General features: G+C 39.5%; 19 protein-coding genes. 6 read left to right on the top strand and 13 right to left on the bottom strand.

Going from position 1 to position 25,552, the window contains the following annotated elements; all coding sequences use genetic code 11:
- Positions 1–22 precede the first annotated feature (22 nt).
- On the top strand, positions 23–865 hold the full coding sequence (locus tag IWC72_RS01380; RefSeq protein ID WP_194524475.1) for a universal stress protein: 843 nt from the start codon (positions 23–25) through the stop codon (positions 863–865).
- 119 nt (positions 866–984) lie between these two features.
- Here IWC72_RS01380 and IWC72_RS01375 read toward each other — a convergent pair whose 3' ends face one another.
- The gene (locus tag IWC72_RS01375; RefSeq protein ID WP_194524474.1) at positions 985–1,362 is read right to left on the bottom strand and encodes a hypothetical protein; all 378 of its coding nucleotides are present in this window, start codon (positions 1,360–1,362) and stop codon (positions 985–987) included.
- 294 nt (positions 1,363–1,656) lie between these two features.
- Between IWC72_RS01375 and IWC72_RS01370 the strand changes: the two genes are divergently transcribed.
- Together IWC72_RS01370 and secDF are read left to right on the top strand one after the other, a co-directional pair.
- Positions 1,657–2,583 (top strand): malate dehydrogenase, encoded by a 927-nt coding sequence (locus IWC72_RS01370; protein WP_194528579.1) that lies wholly within the window; start codon positions 1,657–1,659, stop codon positions 2,581–2,583.
- 157 nt (positions 2,584–2,740) lie between these two features.
- Positions 2,741–5,734, top strand: coding sequence for a protein translocase subunit SecDF (gene secDF, locus IWC72_RS01365; RefSeq protein WP_194528578.1), 2,994 nt, complete (start codon positions 2,741–2,743; stop codon positions 5,732–5,734).
- Between the two features lie 117 nt (positions 5,735–5,851).
- On the opposite strand, the gene IWC72_RS01360 is transcribed toward secDF, so the two are convergent.
- From IWC72_RS01360 to IWC72_RS01325, 8 genes are all read right to left on the bottom strand, one after another.
- Entirely contained in the window at positions 5,852–7,093 is a 1,242-nt protein-coding gene (locus IWC72_RS01360) for an ATP-binding cassette domain-containing protein (RefSeq protein WP_226979459.1), read from the bottom strand.
- A 408-nt stretch (positions 7,094–7,501) separates the two neighbouring features.
- The gene (locus IWC72_RS01355; protein WP_194528577.1) at positions 7,502–11,077 is read right to left on the bottom strand and encodes a beta strand repeat-containing protein; all 3,576 of its coding nucleotides are present in this window, start codon (positions 11,075–11,077) and stop codon (positions 7,502–7,504) included.
- A gap of 241 nt (positions 11,078–11,318) precedes the next feature.
- Positions 11,319–11,837 carry a GNAT family N-acetyltransferase gene (locus IWC72_RS01350; protein ID WP_194528576.1) on the bottom strand — a complete coding sequence of 173 codons (519 nt, stop codon included), beginning with the start codon at positions 11,835–11,837 and terminating at the stop codon, positions 11,319–11,321.
- 6 nt (positions 11,838–11,843) lie between these two features.
- Positions 11,844–12,332 (bottom strand): DUF192 domain-containing protein, encoded by a 489-nt coding sequence (locus IWC72_RS01345; protein WP_194528575.1) that lies wholly within the window; start codon positions 12,330–12,332, stop codon positions 11,844–11,846.
- 103 nt (positions 12,333–12,435) lie between these two features.
- Positions 12,436–13,398, bottom strand: coding sequence for a prolipoprotein diacylglyceryl transferase (gene lgt / locus IWC72_RS01340; RefSeq protein ID WP_194528574.1), 963 nt, complete (start codon positions 13,396–13,398; stop codon positions 12,436–12,438).
- Between the two features lie 136 nt (positions 13,399–13,534).
- Positions 13,535–13,744, bottom strand: coding sequence for a membrane protein insertion efficiency factor YidD (gene yidD / locus IWC72_RS01335; RefSeq protein WP_194531059.1), 210 nt, complete (start codon positions 13,742–13,744; stop codon positions 13,535–13,537).
- A 148-nt stretch (positions 13,745–13,892) separates the two neighbouring features.
- Entirely contained in the window at positions 13,893–14,264 is a 372-nt protein-coding gene (locus tag IWC72_RS01330; protein ID WP_194528573.1) for a DUF779 domain-containing protein, read from the bottom strand.
- 1 nt (position 14,265) lies between these two features.
- Positions 14,266–15,786, bottom strand: coding sequence for an aldehyde dehydrogenase family protein (locus tag IWC72_RS01325; protein WP_194528572.1), 1,521 nt, complete (start codon positions 15,784–15,786; stop codon positions 14,266–14,268).
- Positions 15,787–16,008: 222 nt separating this feature from the next.
- On the opposite strand from IWC72_RS01325, the gene IWC72_RS01320 reads away from it, so the two are divergent.
- Complete coding sequence (locus IWC72_RS01320) at positions 16,009–16,926, top strand: AraC family transcriptional regulator (protein WP_194528571.1); 918 nt, start codon at positions 16,009–16,011, stop codon at positions 16,924–16,926.
- Between the two features lie 8 nt (positions 16,927–16,934).
- Here the strand turns inward: IWC72_RS01320 and cysS are convergent, their stop codons facing one another.
- Together cysS and folE are read right to left on the bottom strand one after the other, a co-directional pair.
- Entirely contained in the window at positions 16,935–18,413 is a 1,479-nt protein-coding gene (cysS, locus tag IWC72_RS01315) for a cysteine--tRNA ligase (RefSeq protein ID WP_194528570.1), read from the bottom strand.
- Positions 18,414–18,426: 13 nt separating this feature from the next.
- Complete coding sequence (gene folE, locus IWC72_RS01310; RefSeq protein WP_194524463.1) at positions 18,427–19,110, bottom strand: GTP cyclohydrolase I FolE; 684 nt, start codon at positions 19,108–19,110, stop codon at positions 18,427–18,429.
- A gap of 200 nt (positions 19,111–19,310) precedes the next feature.
- On the opposite strand from folE, the gene IWC72_RS01305 reads away from it, so the two are divergent.
- Both IWC72_RS01305 and IWC72_RS01300 read left to right on the top strand, forming a co-directional pair.
- Positions 19,311–21,113: a T9SS type B sorting domain-containing protein gene (locus IWC72_RS01305; RefSeq protein ID WP_194528568.1), complete on the top strand. Its 1,803-nt coding sequence runs from the start codon at positions 19,311–19,313 to the stop codon at positions 21,111–21,113.
- Positions 21,114–21,231: 118 nt separating this feature from the next.
- Positions 21,232–22,656, top strand: a complete 1,425-nt coding sequence (locus tag IWC72_RS01300) for a T9SS type B sorting domain-containing protein (RefSeq protein ID WP_194528567.1) — start codon at positions 21,232–21,234, stop codon at positions 22,654–22,656.
- Between the two features lie 47 nt (positions 22,657–22,703).
- On the opposite strand, the gene IWC72_RS01295 is transcribed toward IWC72_RS01300, so the two are convergent.
- Positions 22,704–24,221, bottom strand: coding sequence for an OmpP1/FadL family transporter (locus tag IWC72_RS01295; protein WP_194528566.1), 1,518 nt, complete (start codon positions 24,219–24,221; stop codon positions 22,704–22,706).
- 42 nt (positions 24,222–24,263) lie between these two features.
- Positions 24,264–25,532 carry a hypothetical protein gene (locus IWC72_RS01290; protein ID WP_194528565.1) on the bottom strand — a complete coding sequence of 423 codons (1,269 nt, stop codon included), beginning with the start codon at positions 25,530–25,532 and terminating at the stop codon, positions 24,264–24,266.
- Positions 25,533–25,552 lie beyond the last annotated feature (20 nt).

The following is a 25,552-nucleotide window of genomic DNA, read 5'->3' as shown; positions in this document are numbered from 1 at the left end:
AATTATTCAAAAAACGATTACTATGGATAGTGTACTTTTTCCCACAGATTTTTCTGAAGTTTCCATGAATGCCTTTTTATATGCTGTAGAGTATGCAAAGAAGACAGAAAAGAAAATTATAGTTTTTCATGCTTATGATTTAGAAACGGAGACTTCAGAGGTAGAGCAAAAATTATACGAAAAGCTAGATATACAGAATTTTAGAAATAAAAAGGAGACTTTTCCTCCTTTCGAAAAAATTCTTAAAGAAAATAAGATTGATAGTTTAAAGGTAAAATATGTGGTGCGTGAGGGCGACTTTATAGATACTTTCACTCAGTATATTGGAAAAAGAGAAGATAAGGTTGCTGTAGTGGTAATGGGTACCCAAATTAGCAAAAGTGGTTTGTTTCAGTTATTTACAGAAACTAGCACATTAAAGATTTTAGATGAAATAAATAAGCCGGTCGTTGTAGTTCCGGCAAATGCAAAATTTGATGGAGATTTAGATAATATTTTGTTTTTGGTAGATTATCAAGAAGATGAAAAGGAGCCATTGGAAGATTTGATAAGTGAGTCAAAAAGTTTCAAGGCAAAATTGCATGTTGTTCATTTTGATTTGGCTCATGGGGATTCCATCGTGCCAATGATGGATAGGTTTAAGGCTTCTTTACGAAATCATGACGTTAGCAACGTTACTTTTAAAACTATAGACTCTATAGATATAAAAAAATCTTTGTTGGATTATTGTATAGAGAATACAATAGATATTGTTTGCCTTATAAACCATAAGCGTAATTTCTATCAACGATTATTCACTTATAGTCTTACAGAAGATTTAATAAGAAATATCAATACACCTGTTATGGCTATATATCGTGATTAGTTTGTTAAATATAAAATAAGTGTTTCAATAACTGCGAATAGCGGTAGTTTGTCTAAATTTAAAAAGCCATATTCAATTAAGAATATGGCTTTTAGCGTATTTGAAACCTAGTAAAATTTTTACTCCCTAAGAGCCATAATGTTTCCTTGCGAGTCAGATAATGAGCTTCCTTCTGCAGACGCTTTCATAGAGACTATTTCGTCTTCCATGTCGGTTCCGGGGTATGAGATTGTGTATGTGTCGTTATCGTAACTCCATTTAAAGTCAGTTTTAAAAGTAATGCTACCATTACTCTTGCGGTGGTATCTTCCCAAATAGGCATCGTTAAATATCCATTCTTCACGAATTGTGGTTGCGGACTTGGAAGTCTTGCTAGCCGGAGCGACTTCTATGTCTGACCAGATTCCGATTACAGGATTGTCATTTTCCGGAATTTCTGTGCAGTTGCTTACAAGTACAATGGCTATTATGGCTAATAATGAAAAGACTTTTTTCATTGTCGTAGGTTTTAATTATTTGGGGGTTTTACTGTTAGTAGAACGGCATATTGTAAAGTACTATTGCTATAATTCGATGTACGGCAACAAATCCGTTTTATCTTCGTTAAAGCGCATTCTTTTTTAACAGGAGTGTATTTCACCGAGTAGTTTATCGATGACATTTCTACCATTTAACCCAATTTAGGCGGTAGTTTTCCTTTTAGATTGTTTAAATTTGGGAACCCTTTTCAAAAATGTTGAAAACAAGGGTATCTGAAGGGAAAAACTTTAATAACAAATAAATAATAACAAATGAAAGTTACCGTAGTAGGGGCAGGAGCAGTAGGGGCAAGCTGTGCCGAGTATATTGCCATAAAGAATTTTGCATCGGAAGTAGTTTTATTGGATATCAAGGAAGGCTATGCCGAAGGTAAGGCTATGGATTTGATGCAAACTGCATCTTTAAACGGTTTCGATACCAAAATTACAGGTGTAACTAATGACTACTCTAAAACGGCCAATAGTGATATTGCTGTAATTACCTCGGGTATTCCAAGAAAACCGGGAATGACGCGTGAGGAATTAATAGGTATCAATGCCGGAATTGTAAAAACAGTATCTGCAAACCTAGTTGAACATTCTCCAAACGTTACTTTAATAATAGTAAGTAACCCAATGGATACCATGACGTATTTGGTACATAAAACAACCAGTTTGCCTAAGCATAAGATTATAGGTATGGGTGGAGCATTGGATAGTGCTCGTTTTAAATACCGTTTGGCAGAGGCTCTAGAAGCTCCAATTTCAGATGTAGACGGTATGGTTATAGGTGGTCATAGTGATACGGGAATGGTTCCTTTAACTTCTCATGCTACAAGAAATAGTATTCGTGTTTCAGAATTTCTATCTGATGACCGTTTAGAGCAAGTTGCTGCGGATACTAAGGTAGGTGGTGCTACATTGACTAAATTGTTGGGTACAAGTGCGTGGTATGCTCCAGGTGCGGCCGTATCTGGTTTGGTTCAGGCTATTGCTTGTGATCAAAAGAAAATTTTCCCATGTTCAACTTTATTGGAAGGGGAGTATGATCTTAATGATATTTGTATTGGTGTACCTGTTGTTTTAGGTAAAAATGGAATTGAAAAAATAGTTGATATTCCATTAAGCGATGCAGAAAAAGCAAAAATGCAAGAAAGTGCTGCCGGAGTAAAAAAGACCAACGGTCTACTTGAATTATAGTCTTTACGATAAGAATAGATATGAGCATCTGTTTCTGAAATAATTCAGGGGCAGATGTTTCTGTTTTACAATAACTCCAAATATATTGCCAATTCCTATGGGAAAATCATATATTTGCACGCTGTTATAAAAAGCACGCAATTAATTTACATAACCAATGCAGAATAAAGGACTTATTAAGCTTTTTGCCCTACTCTTTGGGCTAGTAAGTATCTACCAATTATCCTATACTTTTATAGGAGGTAAGGTAGAAAACGAAGCAAAAGCGTATGCGGAAAGCCGCATTTCGGACGCTGAAGAAAATTATGTTTCTAAACGTGATGAGCTAGAGACTAGGTATTTAGATTCAATTGGAGACAATTCAATCCTTGGTTTCACCAACTACAACGAAGCCAAAAAGAAAGAGCTGAACAAGGGGCTTGACCTTAAAGGAGGTATCAACGTTACCCTTCAGATTTCCGTAAAGGATATCTTAAAAGGTTTGGCAAATAATACCAAAAATCCTGTTTTCAATAAAGCCTTGGCAGATGCCGATGCCGCTTCTAAAGATAGTGATGACACGTATATTGAGCTTTTCTTCAATGCTTTTGACAAAATTAAAGGAGATACGAAATTAGCTTCTCCAGATATTTTTGCGAATAAAGGCCTGAGTGGTGAGGTTAATTTTCAGATGTCAGATGATGAGGTTAAACCTATCATCCGCACAAAAATTGATGAATCCATTGTTTCTGCTTTTGAAGTACTTCGTGAGCGTATAGATGGTTTTGGTGTAACACAACCAAACATTCAAAGAGAAGGTAATTCGGGTCGTATTTTGGTAGAATTGCCTGGTGCTAGAGATATTGCTCGTGCGCAAGGGTTGTTGTCAAGTACGGCACAGTTAGAGTTCTGGGAAACATACCAGCCTAACAATACTGAATTACAAGGTTTCTTCTTTCAAGCGAACGAAAAACTGAAAACACTAATCGATGCAGATGATATTGATGAGCCTGTTAAGCAAGAATCGGAATTAGATTCACTTCTTTCAGATGTTTCTCAGGATTCATTGGATATCTCAGGACAACGTAACCCTTTATTTGATAAGTTTCAAATAGGAGCACCTAGCTATGCTGTTGGGGTTGCTGCTATTCAGGATACGGCCGAGATTGGTTCGTACCTTAGAATGAAAGAAATTAGAAGATTACTTCCTGCAAGCATGCAATTTGTAAAGTTCTTATGGGAAAGACCATCTGAGGGTTCTGAAATTGCAGAATTGTACGCACTTAAATCTAACCGGGATAATACACCAAGAATTAGTGGTGATGTGGTTAGTGATGCTCGTGATGAGTTTGTGAACGGTAAGCCGGCGGTTACCATGAGCATGAACACCAAAGGAGCTAAGGAATGGGAAAAACTAACGGGAGATGCATATACCAATAGAACCGGTATTGCTATTGTTTTGGATAATAAAGTATATACTGCTCCAGGTGTTTCTTCTGGGCCTATTTCAGGAGGTCGTTCAGAGATTACGGGTACATTTACCGTCAACGAAACAAAAGATATTTCAAATGTATTGCGTGCAGGTAAACTGCCGGCATCAGCAGAAATTATACAATCAGAAGTTGTAGGGCCATCTTTAGGTCAAGAAGCTATTGATAGTGGTTTTATGTCCTTTATGATTGCAATGGCAATCGTATTGGTATGGATGGTTTTCTATTATGGTAAAGCAGGTGCTTTCGCGGATATCGCTTTACTATTGAACATTCTTTTGATATTTGGGGTTCTTACTAGCTTAAGTGCGGTATTGACCTTACCTGGTATTGCAGGTATCGTTCTTACTATTGGTATGTCCGTAGATGCGAACGTACTTATCTTTGAACGTATTAAAGAAGAGCTGGCTAAAGGAAAAGGGAAATCATTGGCTGTTGCAGATGGTTTTGGAAATGCGCTTTCTTCTATTCTTGATGCGAACATAACCACAGGTTTAACTGCAATCATTTTATTTATATTCGGTTCAGGTCCAATTAAAGGTTTCGCAACTACTTTACTTATCGGTATTGTAACTTCATTGTTCACGGCTATCTTTATTACACGTCTATTAGTAGATTGGTATATTGATGGCAAAGGGCGTTCATTGGATTTTTCTACCGCTATTACAAAAGGATTATTCAAGAATATTAATATCGACTTTCTTTCAAAACGAAAGATTGCTTATATATTCTCTGCTATCTTAGTGGGTATTGGTGTTTTCTCTTTGGCTACAAAAGGTTTACAACAAGGAGTTGATTTTATAGGAGGACGTTCGTATCAAGTTCGTTTTGAACAGTCTGTTAACCCATCTGAAATAGCCTCTGAGTTAAATGAAGTGTTTGGTAGTGGAACCAACGTGAAGACGTTTGGTGAATCTAATCAGATTAAGATTACTACGCCTTACAAAGTGGATGTGGAAGGTATTGAAGTGGATAATGAAATTCAGAATAAATTATATACTTCTTTACAGAAATATTTGCCAGATGGTATTAGTGAACAGAGCTTTGTAAGTGGTTCGGGAGATAAGTCAATTGGTATTTTGCAATCTGTAAAAGTAGGACCAACAATAGCAGATGATATTAAGAACAATGCCTTCTTGGCAATCTTAGGGTCGTTGGCAGTGGTGTTCTTGTATATCTTGTTGCGTTTCCAGAAATGGCAATTCTCATTAGGTGCAGTAACGGCTGTTTTCCATGATGTGATGATAGTGTTGGGTATATTCTCATTGTTTGGTACCATAATGCCTTTCAATATGGAAATTGACCAAGCCTTTATCGCGGCTATATTAACGGTAATTGGGTATTCGCTGAATGATACCGTGGTTGTGTTTGACCGTATTCGTGAGATTATCGGTGAGAAAGGATGGCGCGGTGGCGACAATATTAATTTGGCATTGAACAGTACATTGAGCCGTACATTAAATACCTCTTTAACTACTTTGGTAGTATTATTGGCGATATTTATTTTCGGTGGAGAATCATTAAGAGGATTTATGTTCGCTATGATAATTGGTGTTATTGTAGGTACATATTCATCATTGTTCATTGCAACCCCTGTAATGTTTGATACGTTGAACAAGTCTTCAAAAGCAGGCGGACTAGAAAAAAGTACAGTTGAGCCGGAAACTAAGGAAGTAAAATAAATTTCTCTATATTTGAGGAGTTAAGAACTAACTAACTCAATTAATATAAAAGGCCGATTGCATATGCAATCGGCTTTTGTATTTGACGAATGTCTTGTTTTTTATTGATGATAGAGGTTACGTAGTCAATACTCTCCCCGTTGAGCCTATATCTGACTTCTCTAATTGATAAATGTATTCCGCTTCAAGACCAGGTTCTTTCCTGTGTGATACAAAGATGACCGTAGTGTCGCTTTGGGTGGCAAACTTGTTTACCAGAGCAACAAACAAAGCAGCGCTGTCATCGTCCAGTCCCGCAGTGGGTTCGTCAAGAATTAGCAATGGAGGATGTTTTATCATTGCTCTAGCACACATAATCAATCTTTTTTGACCCATGGACAAATCATGGAATAGCTCTTCTTTCATTTCCCATAATCCAATTAACTTAAGCCATTCTTTGGAAAGTCTAAGTTGCGCCTCGGTAGGTTGAATGTAAAGTCCAATAGAGTCGTTAAGCCCTGAAATAATCATATGGCTTACGGAATGATAGCCTGTAAATTTATCGGTCATTGAAGGGGTGAAATAGCCTATTCGTTTTTTTATTTCCCAAACACTTTCGCCGGTTCCTTTTTTGCGTCCAAAAATATAGAGTTCTTGTCCGTAGCCTTTTGGGTTTTCTCCGGTTATCATAGAGAGTATGGTTGTTTTTCCACTACCATTTCTACCTCTTAATTCCCAAAACTCACCTTTTTTAATCGTCCAATTAATGTCATGTAAAATTGGCCTTTGACTGTAAGAGACCCCCACGTTCTTTAACGCGATTAATGTTTCTTCGTCAATTTTATAAGAGTTGATAGGTTTAGGTATATCTCCTTGAAAATGGTCTTTTAACGTATTATCGGAAAGTGAACTGACACTCTCGTGAAAAAATAAATCCTTACCCTCCAGTTTTGCGAAAGTATTGGCAAAAGGCAAGAGATCCGTTTTACGACTCAATAATTGCACTATGGGAGTATGTTCAGAAACTTTCTGAAGTGTTATTTTAAGGTCCTCTTGTGAAGTTGTATCCAAGTTGTCAAAAGGATTGTCTAGTACTATAAAATCAGGATTTGAACTCAAAATATGTTTTAACAGCGCTTTTTTCTGTTCACCGCTAGACATAGATTTTAAACTTTGATCGGAATTCGAAGTAATTATTTTAGCCTCATGGCGGTCTTCTATATCAATAAAGCGCTCAACGGCCAATTTTGATAAGAGAGCACCTTCTTTATCTTTTAACTCGTCAAATCCCTCAGGTAGGTAACCTTCTAGTAGATTGTTTATAAAATCCTTTGTATGAGATGTATTGGCAGTAAATATAGCCCAGTGTTTCTGTTTCATAATTACACTCTAAAAATATATACGGGGTTGTTATGGTATGTTGTAGTCTTCTTTTGTGCATGCCATTGTTGATAGCTACCTTTGCTAACATAGCCTTGGCTACAATATTCGTGTGGTATAGAGTAGTAGATTTCGACTTCCTTGCTATAATTAAATTTTTTCTGTACTTATAATGCACAAATTTATTAAGGTCCTATAGGAAAACCTTGTAAATATTATCTTAACTATAGTATATGAGAGTCTTTTTTAACTAAAAAGAATAATGAAATGTATGTTTTAGTTAAATAAAAATACTGAATTTTTTTTAAACCGTTTGATTTTAAATTAGTCAAATAGTATCTGATTTTTACTCTGCTAGAATTCGTGAAATTTATAATCACAATTCACAAGATAAAGTTCTAGGTTTTTTTATAATTGTTGAGCGGTTACTCCTCCGCTGTAATTACCTGAACCGTTTAAAGTTAAGGAGTAATTGTATGTGCCGGGAGGAAAACTTTCTGTTAATGTTCTATTTTGACTTTCACCTCCTTGAACAGATACGGTGTAGCTGCTACCACTGATTGTGAGTGTTATTGTTCCACTTTCGGACCCAAATGAAGTCATCCCAAAGTTAAAAGTCATTGGTCCATTTGAAATTGTAACTGTTCCGCTAACCGACGGCTGTCCTATGCTTACATTTCGTGAGCCACTAAAAGTTGCTGTTGGTGGTTGACTAATTGGCTCTTTTACAATTATTGTTATCCTATCCGTATTGTTAAGTGCGGGGCTTCCATTATCGACCACGGTAAGCTCAAATGTATAAGTTCCTTGAATTAAGTTGCTTACACGTGTGCTTTCACTGTTCGCGGATACGATGTTCGCCGTGCCGGGACCATTGACCTGCGTCCAAGCATAGGTGTCAATCGTACCGGGTGCAGTATCGCTGCTACCTGAACCGTCCAGGACAACCTCGTTGGCGGGCAGGGTGATGGTCTGATTCGGACCTGCATTAGCTGTTGGCTGCTCATTAGAAGGTTCGCTAACGGTTATCGTTACCCTATCGGAATCCGTTGCACCAAGGTTATCGGTTACGACCAAAATTACAGTAAATTCACCGGGGCTGACATACTCATAAGTGGGGTTAGCAATTGTACTTGTTTGGCCGTTCTCCCCAAAATCCCATTCATATGAAACAATGGAACCATCATTATCATACGAGTTTTCACCTATAAAATTAATACTAAGAGGTGTTGTTCCAGTTGTGGTACTAGTAGAAATAACTGCCGTTGGAAGTCCATTTGTAGGTTCACTAACGGTTATTCTTATTGTATCGGAGTCTGTTGCACCATCGTTATCGGTTACCATTAGGGTTACTATGTATTCACCGGGACTTACATATTCATAAGTTGGGTTTGCCAATGTACTTGTTTGGGCATTTTCTCCGAAATCCCAAAAATAAGAGGTTATAGACCCATCGCTATCATCAGATTGGTCCCCTTTAAAATTCACGCTAAGTGGTGTTGTCCCGCTCATAACATCACTTGAAATAAATGCCGTAGGATTGTTATTCGGGTCATCAACACCAGTCACAGATACAGTCACCGTCGCAATATTCGAGTTGGAATTACCATCGGTTATTCTATATTGAACGGTTGTCGTTTGGCTATCACCATCGTTCAGACTATCAAATTCGCCATTCGTGTCGAATGTAAGGTTTCCGCCAGCGGTTATTGTAAACAGCCCACCATCTGAACCGCCAATAGTTTGGCCAATATTAGCAGGGCTACCCCCAACCCAATTTACAGTTAAGTCATCACCTTCATTGTCCGTGTCATTCGTTAAAATAAGAACGTTTAAATTACCGGCTTCGTCAATTGTATATGTATCATCAACAGCTACAGGCGCTATGTTCGCAGGGGCATTCACCGTTACGCTTACCGTAGCGGTTGCCGTTCCGCCATTACCGTCGTTTACCGAATATCCTATAGCATCCGCACCGTTATGACCGGGATTTGGGGTATATACGATTGCAGTGCCCGATACCGTCGCCGTTCCATTCGGGGGAGCGGTCGTTACGGTAACCGTTAGGGCATCCCCGTCCCCATCGTTGATATGAGGAGAAAGGTCGATATTATTGTTATTGCTGTCCTGCTCAAAGCTAACCGCAAAATTAGCTGCCGTCGGTACGGTGTTCGCAGGGGCGTTCACCGTTAAGCTTGCCGTAGCGGTTGCCGTTCCGCCATTACCGTCGTTTACCATATAACCGATAGCATCCGCACCATTATAATCGGGATTTGGGGTGTATACGATCGTAGTGCCCGATACCGTCGCCGTTCCATTCGGGGGAGCGGTCGTTACGGTAACCGTTAGGGCATCCCCGTCCCCATCGTTGATATGAGGAGAAAGGTCGATATTATTGTTATTGCTGTCCTGCTCAAAGCTAACCGCAAAATTAGCTGCCGTCGGTACGGTGTTCGCAGGGGCGTTCACCGTTAAGCTTGCCGTAGCGGTTGCCGTTCCGCCATTACCGTCGTTTACCATATAACCGATAGCATCCGCACCATTATAATCGGGATTTGGGGTGTATACGATCGTAGTGCCCGATACCGTCGCCGTTCCATTCGGGGGAGCGGTCGTTACGGTAACCGTTAGGGCATCCCCGTCCCCATCGTTGATATGAGGAGAAAGGTCGATATTATTGTTATTGCTGTCCTGCTCAAAGCTAACCGCAAAATCACCTGCTGTCGGTACGGTGTTCGCCGGGGCGTTCACCGTTACGCTTACCGTAGCGGTTGCCGTTCCGCCATTACTGTCGTTTACCGAATATCCTATAGCATCCGCACCGTTATGACCGGGATTTGGGGTGTATACGATTGTAGTGCCCGATACCGTGGCCGTTCCGTTCGGGGGCGCGGTCGTCACGGTAACCGTTAGGGCATCCCCGTCCCCATCGTTGATATGGGGAGAAAGGTCGATATTATTGTTATTGCTGCCCTGCTCGAAGCTAACCGCAAAATCACCTGCCGTCGGCGCAGTGTTCGTATCCGCTTGGACCGTAACAATTACGGTATAGTCCAAGGTACTGGTATCCTCCGCGGTAACGGTGTAGACCACATCGTTGGTGAAGTCCGTGGGTGTTCCCGGCGAGGGAACCACGGATTGTCCGAAGAATTCGATTATAGGGGACAGCGCCGTTACATTGGTGCCCGAGGGCAGGGTCAGAGATATTTCCGTGCCGTTGATTGTTCCGGATATCCCGTTGATTACAAAACTGTCAATTGACTTTTCACTGCTGTTCGTAACGGTAACGCTCACGGTCCAAAGCCTAGGGTCCCCGTTTTCGGCGGTCACCGTATACACAACGGGTTGGCTAAAATCCTGTATATCTCCTATCGCGGGAGTCACCGTGGCATTGGGGGAAATATTCAATACCGAAGGAGCCGTATTCAGGTTAGTGCCATCGGGAACCGTAACCGTTATCGTACTAGTCGTATCGTCAATATCCACATCGGTCTGGTCCGTAAGCTCAAAGCCCGTTATCTCGTTCAGGTCGCTTCCCGTAGGGGCGGAAACGGTCACGTTCACGGTCCACAGTTGTTTCGTTCCGTTTTCCGCGGTGACGGTATAGGTTACCTGTGAACCAAAATCCTGTACGTCATCGATTGCAGGTGAAAAGGTAGCCCCAAGGGAAACCTCTAAAAGTTGTGGTGCAACGTTAAGGTCCGTTCCGTCCGGTACATTGACCGTTATCGTATTGTTCGCCGTATCGATATCGGCACTGTTCTGGATAGGGANATAGGTGATATTGTACTCGTAGTCCTCCAGTACCTCTTCCGGTACGATCGTAAATGTACTGGGAAGCCCTTGGTTCACGAAGCCTTCCGCAGTGTGCTGCTCGGTAAGCTCGAACTCCACCTCGGTGATAAGGCCCACCTCCTTGGTGCACGCCAACGCTATTAAAAAAAGACTGAAACAGCAGACTGAAACCTTAAGGTACTTCTTCATTTTTCCGAGGGACTATCGATTCTTTTTTTTAAACACCGCAAACGGTAGAACTCTCTTTTTGACAAGAAAGTCCTACAAGATATGGAATCGGTTTAAATTAGATGCGGTACACCCTTTTTTTTGTCAAAAGTCTAGATGAAACGCAATGTTTTTTGGATAAGATGGAAATGGGAAACGTGGAGTTTTTTTAACAGTGGAATTTGAGATGTATTGGCAGTAAATATAGCCCAATGTTTTTGTGTCATAATAGCACTCTAAAAATATATACGGGATTGTTATGGTATGTTGTGGTTTTCTCTAAATGCATGCCATTATTCATAGCTACTCTTTGAGAAGGGATGTTGTCTATGTGGATTATGGAAATCAAGGAAGGGGCAAGACGATTGTTTCGTGCGTGCATTTTACATTTTTTAGCAGCTTCGGAGGCATAACCTTGTTTCCAATATTTTGGTAGGATGGAATAGCCTATTTCTAGTTCTTCTATGTTATCTACATTTTGCTTAAGAAGTCCGCATAAGCCAATTAAGTCTCCAGTTGATTTTAAAATTAGGGCATTCATAGTACCCAAGTCGTTTTCATACCGTTCAAATATGCGATTAAACTGTTGCCGGCAAGCAATTTTTGGGTCGCTCGGTAATCCTTTCCAGAATTCTGACGACCGTTTATCTTCATGAAAAGGTAGCCATGTATCAAAATCAGAGGGGAGTACTTTTCGGAATAGCAATCGTTCGGTTTTTTCTCCCTCCAAAAGCAAATCCATCTAAAATCACATTTTTTTGTAAGCTATACTGTCTCCTGTTTGGATGCCTAATTCTTGAACAAGACCTGCATTCAATTCTAGCACATATTGAACAGCACCTTGAGAAGGTAGACTGGATTCGTCCATAGGCTGGGCATTTTCTTGATAATTGGCAATGGTCATATCTTCCTTAATGAAAATGAGGTCTAATGGAAACTCGGTATTTTTCATATAAAACGAATGCCCTGCAACTTCAGGAAAAACAAATAACATACCTCGGTCCACCTTCATGCTCTTCCTGTACATCAGACCAGTTTGGGTTTCATATTCGCTATCTGCAATTTCTATATCGAAAGAACCAATAACGCTATCGGTTTCTTTTTTAAAGATGGACAGTTCTCCTTCTTTTTTAAAGACCACAGGTTCTGCTTTAATTACTTTTTTTGATTCTTCTTTACATCCATTGAACAGAAACAAGGCAATGGTCAAATACAAATAATTTTTTAAGTATTTCATTTTAGTATCGCTTACGTTTAAAAAGTCGATGATAAATGAAGCGTTTTGCTCATTGTCAAAACACCGACTTTAGTTTTCGGTCGTAAAAGAATATCAATATTAATTATGCTCTTGCAGCTTTTGGCCTAAACATAAAATAAAGCCCAACAAAAATGAACGGGATGCTTAACCACTGACCGGTGGATAGTAGTCCTAGACTTTCTTCAAAACCACCTTGACTTTTCTTTACAAATTCTACGAAGAAACGTATGGTCCAAAGCAATACAAGGAACAGGCCAAAGAGGTAGCCTGAGTTGTTTCGTTTATCCGTATTCCAATAGAGGTAGTAAAGGAGAACAAATACAAAGATGTAAGCGACCCCTTCATACAATTGTGCTGGATGGCGAAAAGGAATCTGAGCCAATTGATCGGCAAACTGAGGATTGTTTTCTAAAGCATCATACGCCGCACTTAAAGTCTTTTCTTGAGTAATGGCTAATGCTTGTGACGGATGCATATCGTCTGAATCACGAATGAATTTTGTGGCGAAAATAAAAGATTCGTCAGTTACTTTTCCGTTAATTTCAGAATTGAAAAAGTTGCCCAATCGCACACAAAATGCTCCAATTGCAAACGGAATTACCATACGGTCCAGTAGCCAAAGGGTTTTCATATCTGGATACTTCTTTTGGTATAGATACGTGCCGATCAGTACCCCAATAATGGCGCCATGACTGGCAAGACCGGTAAAGCCGGTAAATTCGTAGCCGTTAATAAAACCAAAGAGTTGCCCTGACGCACTCTCTCGAATAGGCAGCAATATCTCTAGCAGGTGATTTTTGTAATAAGGCCAGTCATAAAAGAAAACATGCCCCAAGCGAGCACCTAACATTGTAGCTAGCACTGTATGGATAAAAAGCGAATCTAATTGCTCTACAGTTTTATTTTCATTGGTGAAAATACGTTTCATTATATACCAACCTAGGGCAAAAGACGTAATCCAAAGTAAGTTATAATATTTGATCTGTAACGGACCGAGAGAAAAAAGGGTTTCATTCGGATTCCAGATAATACCTAAAAAGTACATGTTAAGGAGTTTTAAGGGCACTAAGATAATAAAATAGATAGCCGTTAGGCTTTCCTATATCTTAAATCGTAGTTATAAGTTTAAACGATCAGTAGAGAGTATACCAATCAATATAAGTTAAACTTGTTTTAATGGTTTAAGGTATGGGGTCGTAACCTTTCCCTCCCCATGGATTACAGCTAAATATACGTTTAATAGCTAACCAACCTCCTTTAAATAGGCCATGTTTTTTCAAGGCCTCAAGGGTGTATTGCGAGCAAGTAGGAGAGTAGCGACAAGTTGCAGGTGTGTATGGGGAGATGGCGAGTTGATAAAACCTTACTAGAAATACGAAAGGAGCTACCATTATTTTTTTTAATGTAAGTGCCAATATAGTGAGTTTTGAAATGTAAAAATACGATAATTTAGGGAATAGCTTTATCTGAAAATCGGGAGTAATCCAATGAAAAAATCCGCATTATATAATGCGGATTTCAAACTATGCAAACAGCTTATTATGCATGATGAACGGGCTCCAGTTCAAGGGCCTCTTGTTCAGAAAATAACCTGGACTTCACCACAAACCGTACTCCCAATGGGATTTCCAAGGAAAAACTAGCACCTCTTCCCTTGGTCACATCAATGGTTAGTTGGGTGTGTTTCCAATACTCAAACTGATCTTGAGACATGTAAAAATCACAATCGGCAATTTTGCCTAGCCAAATATCGGTTTCGTTCAGGATAAGTTCACCTTTGCTAAAACACATGGGCGAAGAGCCATCACAGCAACCACTACTTTGGTGAAACATAAGTTCACCATGCGTTTTCTTAAGGCTTTCAATAACCTTTTTTGCTTCCTCCGTAACTAGAACTCTTTGTGTTTTCATATTAAAAGAAGCCCATGGCCTTTTTATCGTATGAAATCAGCATATTTTTAGTTTGTCTGTAGTGTGCTAACATCATCTTATGGTTTTCTCTGCCAATACCTGATTTTTTGTATCCTCCAAAAGGAGCGTGAGCAGGATACAAGTGGTAACAGTTTACCCAGACCCTACCCGCTTGGACCGCTCTGGAAATTTGGTAGGCCTGGTGTGTATCCCTGGTCCAAACCCCGGCACCTAGTCCGTAAAGGGTGTCATTGGCGATTTCTATGGCTTCGGCTTCGTCTTTAAAGGTGGTAACGCAAACTACGGGACCAAATATTTCTTCTTGAAATACCCTCATTTTGTTGTTACCTTTAAGAATCGTAGGCTGTACATAATAACCACCTTCAAGACTTTCGTTGTAGGCCGCCTCTCCACCAGTCAGTACTTCGCACCCTTCCTCTTTGCCGATATTAATGTAATTGAGAATTTTTTCATATTGGTCGTTTGAAGCCTGTGCACCCATCATTGTTGTTGGGTCTAACGGGTGACCTAATTTTATGGCCTTGGTACGTTCTATAACTCTTTCCATAAAGCGGTCATAGATGCTTTCCTGAACTAACATTCTTGATGGGCAAGTGCAAACTTCTCCTTGGTTGAGCGCGAACATTACGGCTCCTTCCAGGCATTTGTCAAAGAAATCATCATCGGCATCAATAATGCTTTCAAAAAAGATATTTGGTGATTTTCCACCTAGCTCCAATGTGACGGGAGTAATATTTTTAGACGCATATTGCATAATTAACTGTCCGGTAGTGGTTTCACCGGTAAAAGCTACTTTATTTATTCTTGGGCTTGAGGCTAAAGGTTTGCCTGCTTCCGCGCCAAAACCGTTTACAACGTTTAATACGCCTGCTGGTAAAATACCTTCAATCAGTTCCATAAGAACCAGGATGCCTACTGGGGTTTGCTCTGCGGGTTTTAGAACAACACAGTTTCCCGCGGCCAATGCGGGTGCCAATTTCCAAGTGGCCATAAGAATTGGGAAATTCCAAGGAATGATTTGTGCTACTACCCCAAGTGGTTCGGTAACGTTTAACGCAACGGTGTTTGAATCTAATTCGCTGACGGAGCCTTCTTCTGCTCTTATTACACCTGCAAAATATCTAAAATGGTCTATAGCCAGAGGTATATCTGCAGCTGTAGTTTCTCTAATGGCTTTGCCATTATCCCAAGTTTCGGCTCTTGCTAAGGTCTCCAGATTACGTTCCATGACATCAGCAATTTTTAATAGCATATTGCTTCTAGTGGTTGCTGACGATCTGTTCCATTCGGAAGCGGCAATCCATGCGGCATCAATGGCAAGTTCTATATCCTCTGATGTGGAACGGGCTATTTTAGTGAATACGTTTCCGTCTACAGGAGAAAGGTTGTCAAAATACTCACCTTTCATAGGGGCTGTCCATTTTCCGCCAATGTAATTTTCATACTGGCTTTTGAACTTTGGTTTTTGTAATACGTCTTGTTCAACTGTTTGTGTGCTCATAGTTAAGTATATTAAGTTAATAGATACGTTTCTTAGTATGTGTCTCTTTTTCAGATGAGTACAATTGGTTTTCTAAATGTAGTGGAGTTGAACTGAAATTATCTGACCTATTCTACTATAGGTATGAACAATTCTATCATTCTTTGTTAAATTGATATTTTACTGATGCTTATTTTGTATATTTCTTAGGGATTAATAGGTTGAATTGATACTTGTGCTGTTATGGTTGAATTATCGGATAAATTTCTATCAAATAGGAAGTTGGAAACGTTGGTAGAAAACCAAACCTCGTATACTTTGAATAATGCTGCATTGCATGTTTTTGAAACACATCAACAGGCGGAACGGGTGCTATTAAAATTTGACCAACCTGTTTTGGCAAGTATGATAGAAGGAAAGAAAATAATGCATTTAAGAAACTATGAGTCTTTTAGTTTTCTGCCCGGAGAATCTTTGGTGCTTCCTTCTAATGAAACTATGTGTATTGATTTTCCGGAAGCAATGCGCAAAAATCCTACTCGTTGTTTGGCGCTCGCTATTTCTGAAGATAAAATAGACAAGGTGCTACAGCTTATGAATGAGACCATGCCAAAACATAATGGTAAGGAATGGAACTTGATGGATTATAATTTTCATTTTGTGAACGACGCGGGTATCTATCAAATTTTAAAGCGCCTGCTATTTCTGTTTACGGAAAATCACCCCTCTAAAGATTTTTTTGTCGATAATATGTTGCGCGAACTGATTATTAGAATCCTGCAGACGAATGAGCGCAAAATATATTCTAGTTCTACGCTTCAGTTAAATGCCAATAGCAGATTGGCTACTGTAATTCGATACATTAGGGAGCATCTTCATGAGCCTTTAAATATAGATGACTTAAGTGATAAGGCATGTCTAAGTCCTTCTCACTTTCATAGGGTGTTTAAAAATGAATTGGGTATTTCTCCTATTGAGTTTATAAACAACGAAAGAATAAAGCTAGCAGTGGGTCTTCTTCAAAATCCCAAACGAAGTATAAAGGACGTGTATATGCAGTGCGGATTTGAGAGCCGGTCTTATTTTAACAGAGTGTTTAAAGCCCATCAACATATTTCGCCCGGCGATTACCAGGCGAAAACAACGAATACCATTATTTAAAATGTTTTTTAGATGCTAAAGGTGGTGCCTTCTTTGCCATCTTTCAACTGAATGCCAAGTTCTGCTAACTGGTCACGTATCTTATCTGATGTGGCAAAATCCTTGTTCTCACGCGCTTCTTTTCGCAATTGAATCAATAGTTCTACAACACCTGAAAGTTTACCTGCATCTTCAGTAGAACCTCCTTTTTGTTCCAACCCTAAAATATCAAAGATAAACCCGTTCAAAGTCTGTATAAGTAGTTCTTTATCCGTAGCGGTAATACTCTCTTTTCCTTCTTTAATTAGATTGATATGTTTGACGGCTTCAAAAAGATTGGCGATTAAAATAGGTGTATTAAAATCGTCGTTCATGGCGTCATAGCACTGTTGTTTCCATGCTTCAACTTTAAAATTGCTGGTAGAACCGGTATCTAATCCTTTTAAAACCAAAAGAGAGTCCATTAAACGACCGAATCCTTTTTCGGACGCCAACAACGCATCATTGCTTAAATCTAGAATACTGGTATAGTGTGCCTGCATCATGAAAAAGCGAACTACGGACGGAGAAAAGGCCTTACTAAGAATATCGTTCTCACCGGTAAAAATCTCCCCAGGAAGTATATTGTTCCCAGTAGATTTAGCCATTTTTTTGCCGTTCATGGTCAACATATTGGCATGCATCCAATAGTTAACTGGTGAATGGCCGTAGCATGCTTCAGCTTGAGCTATTTCACATTCATGATGTGGAAACTTAAGGTCCATTCCACCACCGTGAATGTCAAAAGTTTCGCCCAAATATTTGGTGCTCATGGCAGTACACTCAAGGTGCCATCCAGGAAAACCATCTCCCCAAGGTGAGGGCCAGCGCATAATATGCTGTGGCTCGGCTTTTTTCCAAAGGGCAAAATCCTGTGGACTTTTTTTATCGTCTTGAGCGGCAAGTTCACGAGTGTTGGCAATCATATCTTCTAACTTTCTTCCACTTAATTGACCGTACTCATGACGGTTGTTAAATTTGGAAACATCAAAATAAACAGAACCGTTTATCTCATAAGCAAACCCTTTATCAAGAATGCTTTTTACAATCTCTATTTGCTCAATAATATGCCCTGTAGCAGTAGGTTCTATACTTGGAGGTAAAAAATTGAACTGTTCTAAAATAGTATGGAAATCTACAGTGTAGCGTTGTACCACTTCCATAGGTTCCAATTGCTCCAGTCTTGCTTTTTTCGCAATTTTGTCCTCGCCGTCTTCCGCATCATCTACCAAATGGCCCGCATCGGTAATGTTACGCACGTAGCGTACTTTGTATCCCAAATGTTTGAGATACCTAAAAATCATATCAAAAGACATAAACGTACGGCAGTTGCCCAAATGTACATTGCTGTACACCGTAGGACCGCAAACATACATGCCAATGTGGCCTTTGTTTAAAGGTTTAAATGTTTCTTTTTTACCGGAAAGGGAATTGTAAATCTTTAACTTCTGGTTCTGATACAATTGCATGCTATACTATTGGCTATTGGAAGTTGGTCTCTAATTTAATGTAATCTAAAAACTCACGGCGTACGGCTTCTTCTTTGAACTTACCCCCGTATTCTGCTGTTACGGTACTACTTTCTATGTCGCGTATGCCCCTTGAATTTACGCAAAGGTGCTTAGCGTCTATAACACAGGCAACATCATCCGTGCCTAAAACTTCTTGAAGCTCCCTAACAATCTGAATGTTCAAGCGTTCTTGTACCTGTGGTCGTTTTGCGTAATAATCTACTACACGGTTCATTTTAGAAAGGCCAACAACCGTTCCGTTAGAGATGTAGGCAATGTGTGCACGACCAACAATTGGTAAAAGGTGGTGTTCGCAGGTAGAGTAGAGCGTAATGTTCTTTTCTACAAGCATTTCTCCGTATTTATATTTATTGCTGAACGTAGAGGATTTAGGTTTTCTATCTGGGTGTAGACCTCCAAAAATCTCTTTTACGAACATTTTGGCAACTCTATTAGGGGTGCCTTTAAGACTGTCGTCATCTAGGTCTAAACCTAAAGTGAGCAATATCTCTCTTACGTTATCTTTTATTCTTTCAATCTTATCATCATCGCTTAATACGAATGCGTCTTCACGTAAGGGTGTATCTTCCGATGCAGAAACGTGGTCGTCTCCTAAATCATCAAATTGCTTTTCCAAAGTACTATCAATTTTCATCTGCTTATATCTATTGACATTTCTAATGTCCAATTCGTCTTAAAAAGTTTCAATTCATTACACGTTGTCTTGAGTAAAACGAACTGCAAAGATATACATAATATGGCACTTTATGTTCTATATGTCTTGATACACAACATAAATTGCTGTTAAGAAAAGGAAGAAGGTACTTTTATATAATATAAGGTATAATGTTTAAAATGAGTCGTTTTGCAATCTTATGGTTTATGTTGTTTTTTCTGTGGATAAATGCTGTTATGGCACAAGTTTCCTCGGATTGTAGCAATGCTATTCCAATTTGTAACAATACTCCGGTAAACGGAGGTACTACAGGCTTTGGTGTGGATGACTTTAGTGGGGCGGCAACTACTGGCTGTTTGGAACGAACATTGAGCGGGGCAATTGAGTCCAATTCCGCTTGGTACCGATTTAGAACCGGTGCTTCCGGACAATTAGGTTTTAATATAGGAATAGATACTTTGGAAGATTGGGATTTTGCTCTGTACCAATCAAATGACTGTAGTAACTTAGGGGAGCCGATACGATGTAATTTTTTTGATAATCAGGATGAGAATGCATTTGTTGGGGTGGGGGAAGATCCATCGGGCAATACTGACAATGTTCAATATGAGGCTTGGTTGGATGTAACTCCTGGAGAGGATTATTATTTGCTTCTCAATAATTTTAGTAATAATAATTCTGGATTTTCTATTCAGTTTTCTGGGCATATATTCGTGACCAATCCTTTTGATGCCCTGGATTGTTCTATTATAAATAATCTTCTTGGACCGCCCATAGCCGCTTGTGAGAATGAAACTATTATTTTGGATGGAACAACTTCTGGTGCTTTGTCTTACCGGTGGTTTCTGGACTCGGGAAGTGGATTTACGGAAATAATGGGAGAAAACAGTCCCACATATGAAGTTACTACATCTGCTAATTACAGAGTGGAAGTAGTCAGGCCATCGGAAACTATTATTAGTGATGTTCAGGTTTCTTTTTCTGCTATGCCAGTTGCAAATCCTGTTTCTGATGATGCTTCATGCAGTGGTTTGGAGGTTTATGATCTTTCTCAAAAAGACATGGAAGTTTTAGGAAGTCAAAATTCAAATGAATTTTTGGTCAGCTATCACACCACAATGGCCGATGCAGTTGGTGGGGCTAATGCTCTTCCAAAAGAATATCAAACTCAGTCTGGCTCTCAAACTATTTTTGTTCGCCTTACCTCAATTCGTAATTCTAGATGTTTTGATGCTTCTCAGCAATTTCAGTTAATCAATATAGAAACTCCTATTTTGGATTTTCCTCAAGATGTCTTTTTATGTGAGGCGGATGCTGGTGTCACAATTGGTATGGAAAGTACAAACCCTAACTATTCTTATTTGTGGAGTTCGGGTGAAATTACTTCAAATATATTGGTGTCTGAAGAAGGAGAGTATGAGCTAACGGTTACAAATTCTCAATCAGGCTTAAGTTGTAGCGATTCTAAAAGGGTAACCGTATTAACCTCCAGACCACCGCAAATTATTGATATTGAAATTGAAGACTTGCAAAATAATAATACAGTTACAGTATTAACCGATGTTTCGGAAGAATATGAATACAGATTAGATGATGGGGCATACCAAACAGGTAATAAGTTCTATCAGGTAGAACCAGGTATGCATACCGTTACTGTAAATAATCCACAAGGTTGTGGAGATGTCACTGAACAAATTGTGGTGATAGGTTTTCCAAAGTTTTTTACACCAAACGGAGATGGTTCCAATGAATATTGGACCATTACAGGAGCTGAATTTTTAGATTCTCCCGTGCTCACTATTTACGATCGTTTTGGAAAATTATTAGCTCAATTGGACCCTTCCAATGAGCAATGGGATGGGGTATTTAAAGGAAAGCTTTTACCCGAATCAGATTACTGGTTTAAGTTAACGTATACTTCTGCGAATGGCGAAACTGTAACGGCCAAGTATGTCAATAATCACTTTTCTTTAAAGCGATAGTCTTCAGAATCTGTTTTTTGAATAGGTATTTTATCGATAAACTACTCAATTTTAAGCTTAAACATACTAAAATTACTGTCTGTGAGTTATTTAATAGTATCGTTTTAGCCCCATACTTATGCGTTTTTTACTATCTGTTATCTGTGTTGTTTTTTTCTTCTGTACAGAAATTCAAGCACAAAATTCAGCTGATTGCCGGACGGCCATTCCTGTATGTGCCGATGCACCTATAATGGGCTATGCTGATGGTAGTGGCGCCATAGATGATTTTGACCCCGAAGTTATTACTGAAACTGGTTGTCTTGAGAAAGGAAGTGTTAGCAATGCTAATATTGAAAACAATACATCTTGGTTTGTGTTCAGGGCTGGTACGGAAGGTCAAGTAGGGTTTGACTTAGAAGCTTTACCAGTTACTGGTTCGGGAACTCCAACAGCGGAATGGGATTTTGCCGTTTATGGTCCTGATGTTGATTGCGTTGGTATTAGTACTGGAGCTGTTCAACCTATACGTTGTAATTACGAAGTGAATAATACCAGATTTACTGGGCTAGGGGTTAACCCTGAAAATGGCCAAGCTGGAGTACCTTCAGTAACTCAGAATTTAAACACTTATGATGAGTATTTAGATGTGCTTCCGGGTGAGGTGTACTATATTTTAATTAATAATTTCAACACTAATTTTGATGATGAACGAGAGCCTTTTATGCTAACGTTTACCGGAAGCTCCGTAAGGGCTGACCAGAATACCGCTCTTGATTGTACGTTACGAGATGAGTTTTTAGGTTTGGATATAACCGCTTGTGAAGGTGATCCGGATATTACTTTGAGTGCATTGAATTCCCCAGCAGGGCCAGATATTTCTAATATTGCTTGGTCTGTTGATTATGATGACGATGGTACAATAGATGCACCATTAGGTTCGGGGCCTTCTGCCACGCAAATTACGGTATCAAGTCCTGTGTCAGGAAGGTATCATGTTGATATTACTACAGATGCGGGAGGTCATATTTTAGATGATATTCTCATAACCTATTATGGAACACCTGTTCTTGACCGTGTGGAAACGTTAAACTCTAATTTGTCCTTAAATCCAGATATGAACAATATAGAAATATTCGTTGACGGTGATGGAGATTACGAATATGCAATAAATGAAGGAGAGTTTCAAGATGATGCGGTTTTTAATGATGTTCCTCCGGGTATAAATACTTTGGTAATTAATGATAAGAATGGTTGCGGAACCACAGAACCTATAGAGTTTCTAGTAGTTGGTTATCCCAAGTTTTTTACTCCAAACAATGATGGCGCTAATGATACTTGGAATATTAAAGGAATAGAAGAGCTAACGGATCCAATCGTGTTTGTTTTTGACCGCTATGGAAAGCTTTTAGCGCAATTGGGAGTTAACTCAGTCTGGGATGGAACGCTGAATGGCAATCCCTTGCCTTCCTCTACATATTGGTTTAAAATCGAGTATGGAGAGCAGGAAAACAATATAGAAGTGGCTAAAACCACAAAAACGCACTTTGCCTTAAAAAGATAAAAGCCTAGCATAAGCCAGACTTTTACATTATATATAATTGTATTCTTCTAGAAATTTAATGTGTACCCAATGGTCACATTGGTGTTTATATTGTTAAGCAATGCTGGAGTGTTTATTCCCGTATCAAAGAAGTACTGAAGTACGTCTTGTTCGGTTCGGTTTACTGCTAGATCTAATCTGCTTCTTCCAAAGTTGTAGCCAACACCACCTGAAATACCATTAAGGTCTCCAACAATGTTTCCACTTTCGTATGGGCTTTGCTCGTATCGGTAACCAGCTCTTAGACTAACTCTTTGAATACGGTATTCGCCACCAACTCTAATAGATGAAACAGTACCTAAACTTTCGGAAATAAAAGTATTTTCATCAGCAAAACCTGAGTCGCTTGTTGGTCTTAACTCCGCATTAGACATATCTTGGTATCCGTAATCAACACTTAAAAGCCCTGATTTGCCAAAAACGGCTGAAACACTTCCTGTTATTTTTCCAGGTGTTTTAATCTGGTAATCAAAGATGTTAACGTAATTCAAATCAAAAAAGTTAAAACTATCTTCTTTCAGTGGGTAGTTAGAATCTATTCCTTGTGAGAAATTATCTGTTAGTCTATACCAGGTAGGAGATTGGTAACTGGCGCCTAGACGAATCACATCATTAAGCTTGGCAATTGCGCCAAGACTCAGTGAAAACCCTGTACCTTCTGTAACCAGAAGATTGTCAAAAGCCACGGTTCTTAGTTCCTGTGAATCGGTATCTGTAAGAGATTCATCATATCTATTTAATCTGTCGTATTGAATAGTGTGGAAGTTCAACGATGCCCCAAAATAGAAATTGTCTCCATATTGTGTAGCGGCATTCACCGTAAATTTACTGTTGTAACCTGATATGTTTTGACGAAAATCTTGGTCAACTCCTTGATAGTTGACGTTAGAGAAATAACTAGTATTGTCATCTTCGTCTACCGTAGGCTCAATAATTCCCGTTTGAAATCCTAAAAAAGCCTGTTGGCCAGCAAAACCAAGACCATTTGTTGCGCCAATGTCTAAATAAGCATCTCCAATTCTTTCATTGTCTCTCAGTTTTAGTGGTTGCAACTCAATTCCATCTGCAAAATCGAGGAAGTAATTGTCGATACCTTCATTGCTTCTTCCTGACGTTACAACGCGATCATCAAAATTTTGAACTACATCATAATTTACGGCTAACGACAATTTTTTCCATTTGCTATCTGGATCGGTAGATTTAAAAATAAAAACACCACCAACTTGATTGATGTCAAAATTATTATCTGTAGAGTTGCGTAGTGTGCCATTATAATCGGAATCTGTGTCCCTGTGATAATTTGTTCCGGAAATAGAAAACAATCCGTTATTAAAGACAGCGCTTCCTGCAGGGTTAATGTTCAAAGCGGACAAATCGCCACCAAGGGACCCAAAAGCACCGCCCATGGCTTGAAAACGTGCGGAACCTTGAAGGTTTTCCGTACTGTAACGTAGAACATCATTAATATTTTGGGCACTTGCCATAACACACGCAAATAGCCCTATGAATGTTAAATATCTTTTCATTCCTAGCAATTTTAAAGTAAGTTACTTTTTTGGATTTTGGACTTAATTTCTTCGGCTTGATGATGACCTGGAGCTTGATCCAGATGATCTGGAACCGGATGAAGACCTGCTTGAACTTCCGGAACTTCTATAAGAACCAGAACTGTTTGAAGATCTGCCTGAGCTTCTATAGGTACTTCCGCTAGAACTACTTCTACTTGTACCGGATGATCTGTAAGTACTTGATCTAGGTGTTGAGCTTCTATAGGTGCCGCTGCTACTTGTTCTTGTTCCCGAACTTCTGTAGGTAGAACTTCTTGGGGTAGACGAGCTGCTTCTAGATGTGCTGGTTCGTGAAGAGCTGTTGTATTTTGGTGTAGCCCTTGTGCTTCTACTTGTTCTGTATGCACTGTTTCTGTCAACACCCACAGTTCTTCTAGATGCAGATGTTCCTGAACGGTTACTGCTATAGCTTCTAGAGCTGCCCGATGCAGAACTTCTGTTGGTAGTGGATCTTGATCTTGAATTGTTAGCAGAGTATCTTGGTGTAGACCTGCTGCTTCTACTTACGTTAGAGCTCCGTGAAACATATCTTGAATTCCCGCCGGCAATAGCATTGGTATTTGTGTAATACCCTCTTCTGCTTCGGTTGTAGGCATATCTTTGGTTTCTATAAGAGTAATTATTGTATCCGTTGTAATAACCGTATGGAGGGCACCAAGTTCCGTATCCGCCCCAGCCATAGCCACGGAATCCACCGTAAAAACCACCATAGCCATATCCGTAACCGCCCCATCCCCATGGGCTATAACGGTATCTCCAAGGGTTGTAGTAGCCTCCATATCCGTAACCGCCCCAACCATATCCACTATATAACCAAGGCGAACTCCAGCCAAAACCACCGTAACCGCCCCAGCCGTTATCATAAATATTTATACTTACACCGGTTGAATTATCGCCCCATCCTGCGTAACCGGCATAGTCATTGTCGTTGTTGTAATAATCTGTAAGTTGCCCGTCAGAAATACTATCCTGAGCCGTTCCGCTTGAGTACGAATCTACATCAGTAAAAATTTCTCCATCTAGCATTTGGTCATATTGACCAGCCTGTTGGCCAAAATAATCAGAATAAGGTTCGTCATTAGCCTGGGCCTGTTGTCTTGTTTGCTGAGGTCTTTCTTGTCGTTCTACACTAACTTGGTTGCTGGAATAAATTCCATCATTGTCATAGTACGATGCGGACTGGTATGAGCCACAAGATACTGCAACAATGCCGGTTAAGGTGCAAAGTGCGATAAAGCGTATTTTAGTGCGGGATAATAAATATATCATGGGTGCAATTTTTTATTGTT

This window comes from Zobellia roscoffensis, from assembly GCF_015330165.1.
In the GTDB taxonomy this organism is placed as follows: Bacteria; Bacteroidota; Bacteroidia; order Flavobacteriales; family Flavobacteriaceae; genus Zobellia; species Zobellia roscoffensis.
The sequence above is the reverse complement of the archived record's forward strand: the minus strand, read 5'-3'. Positions and strand labels throughout refer to the sequence as shown.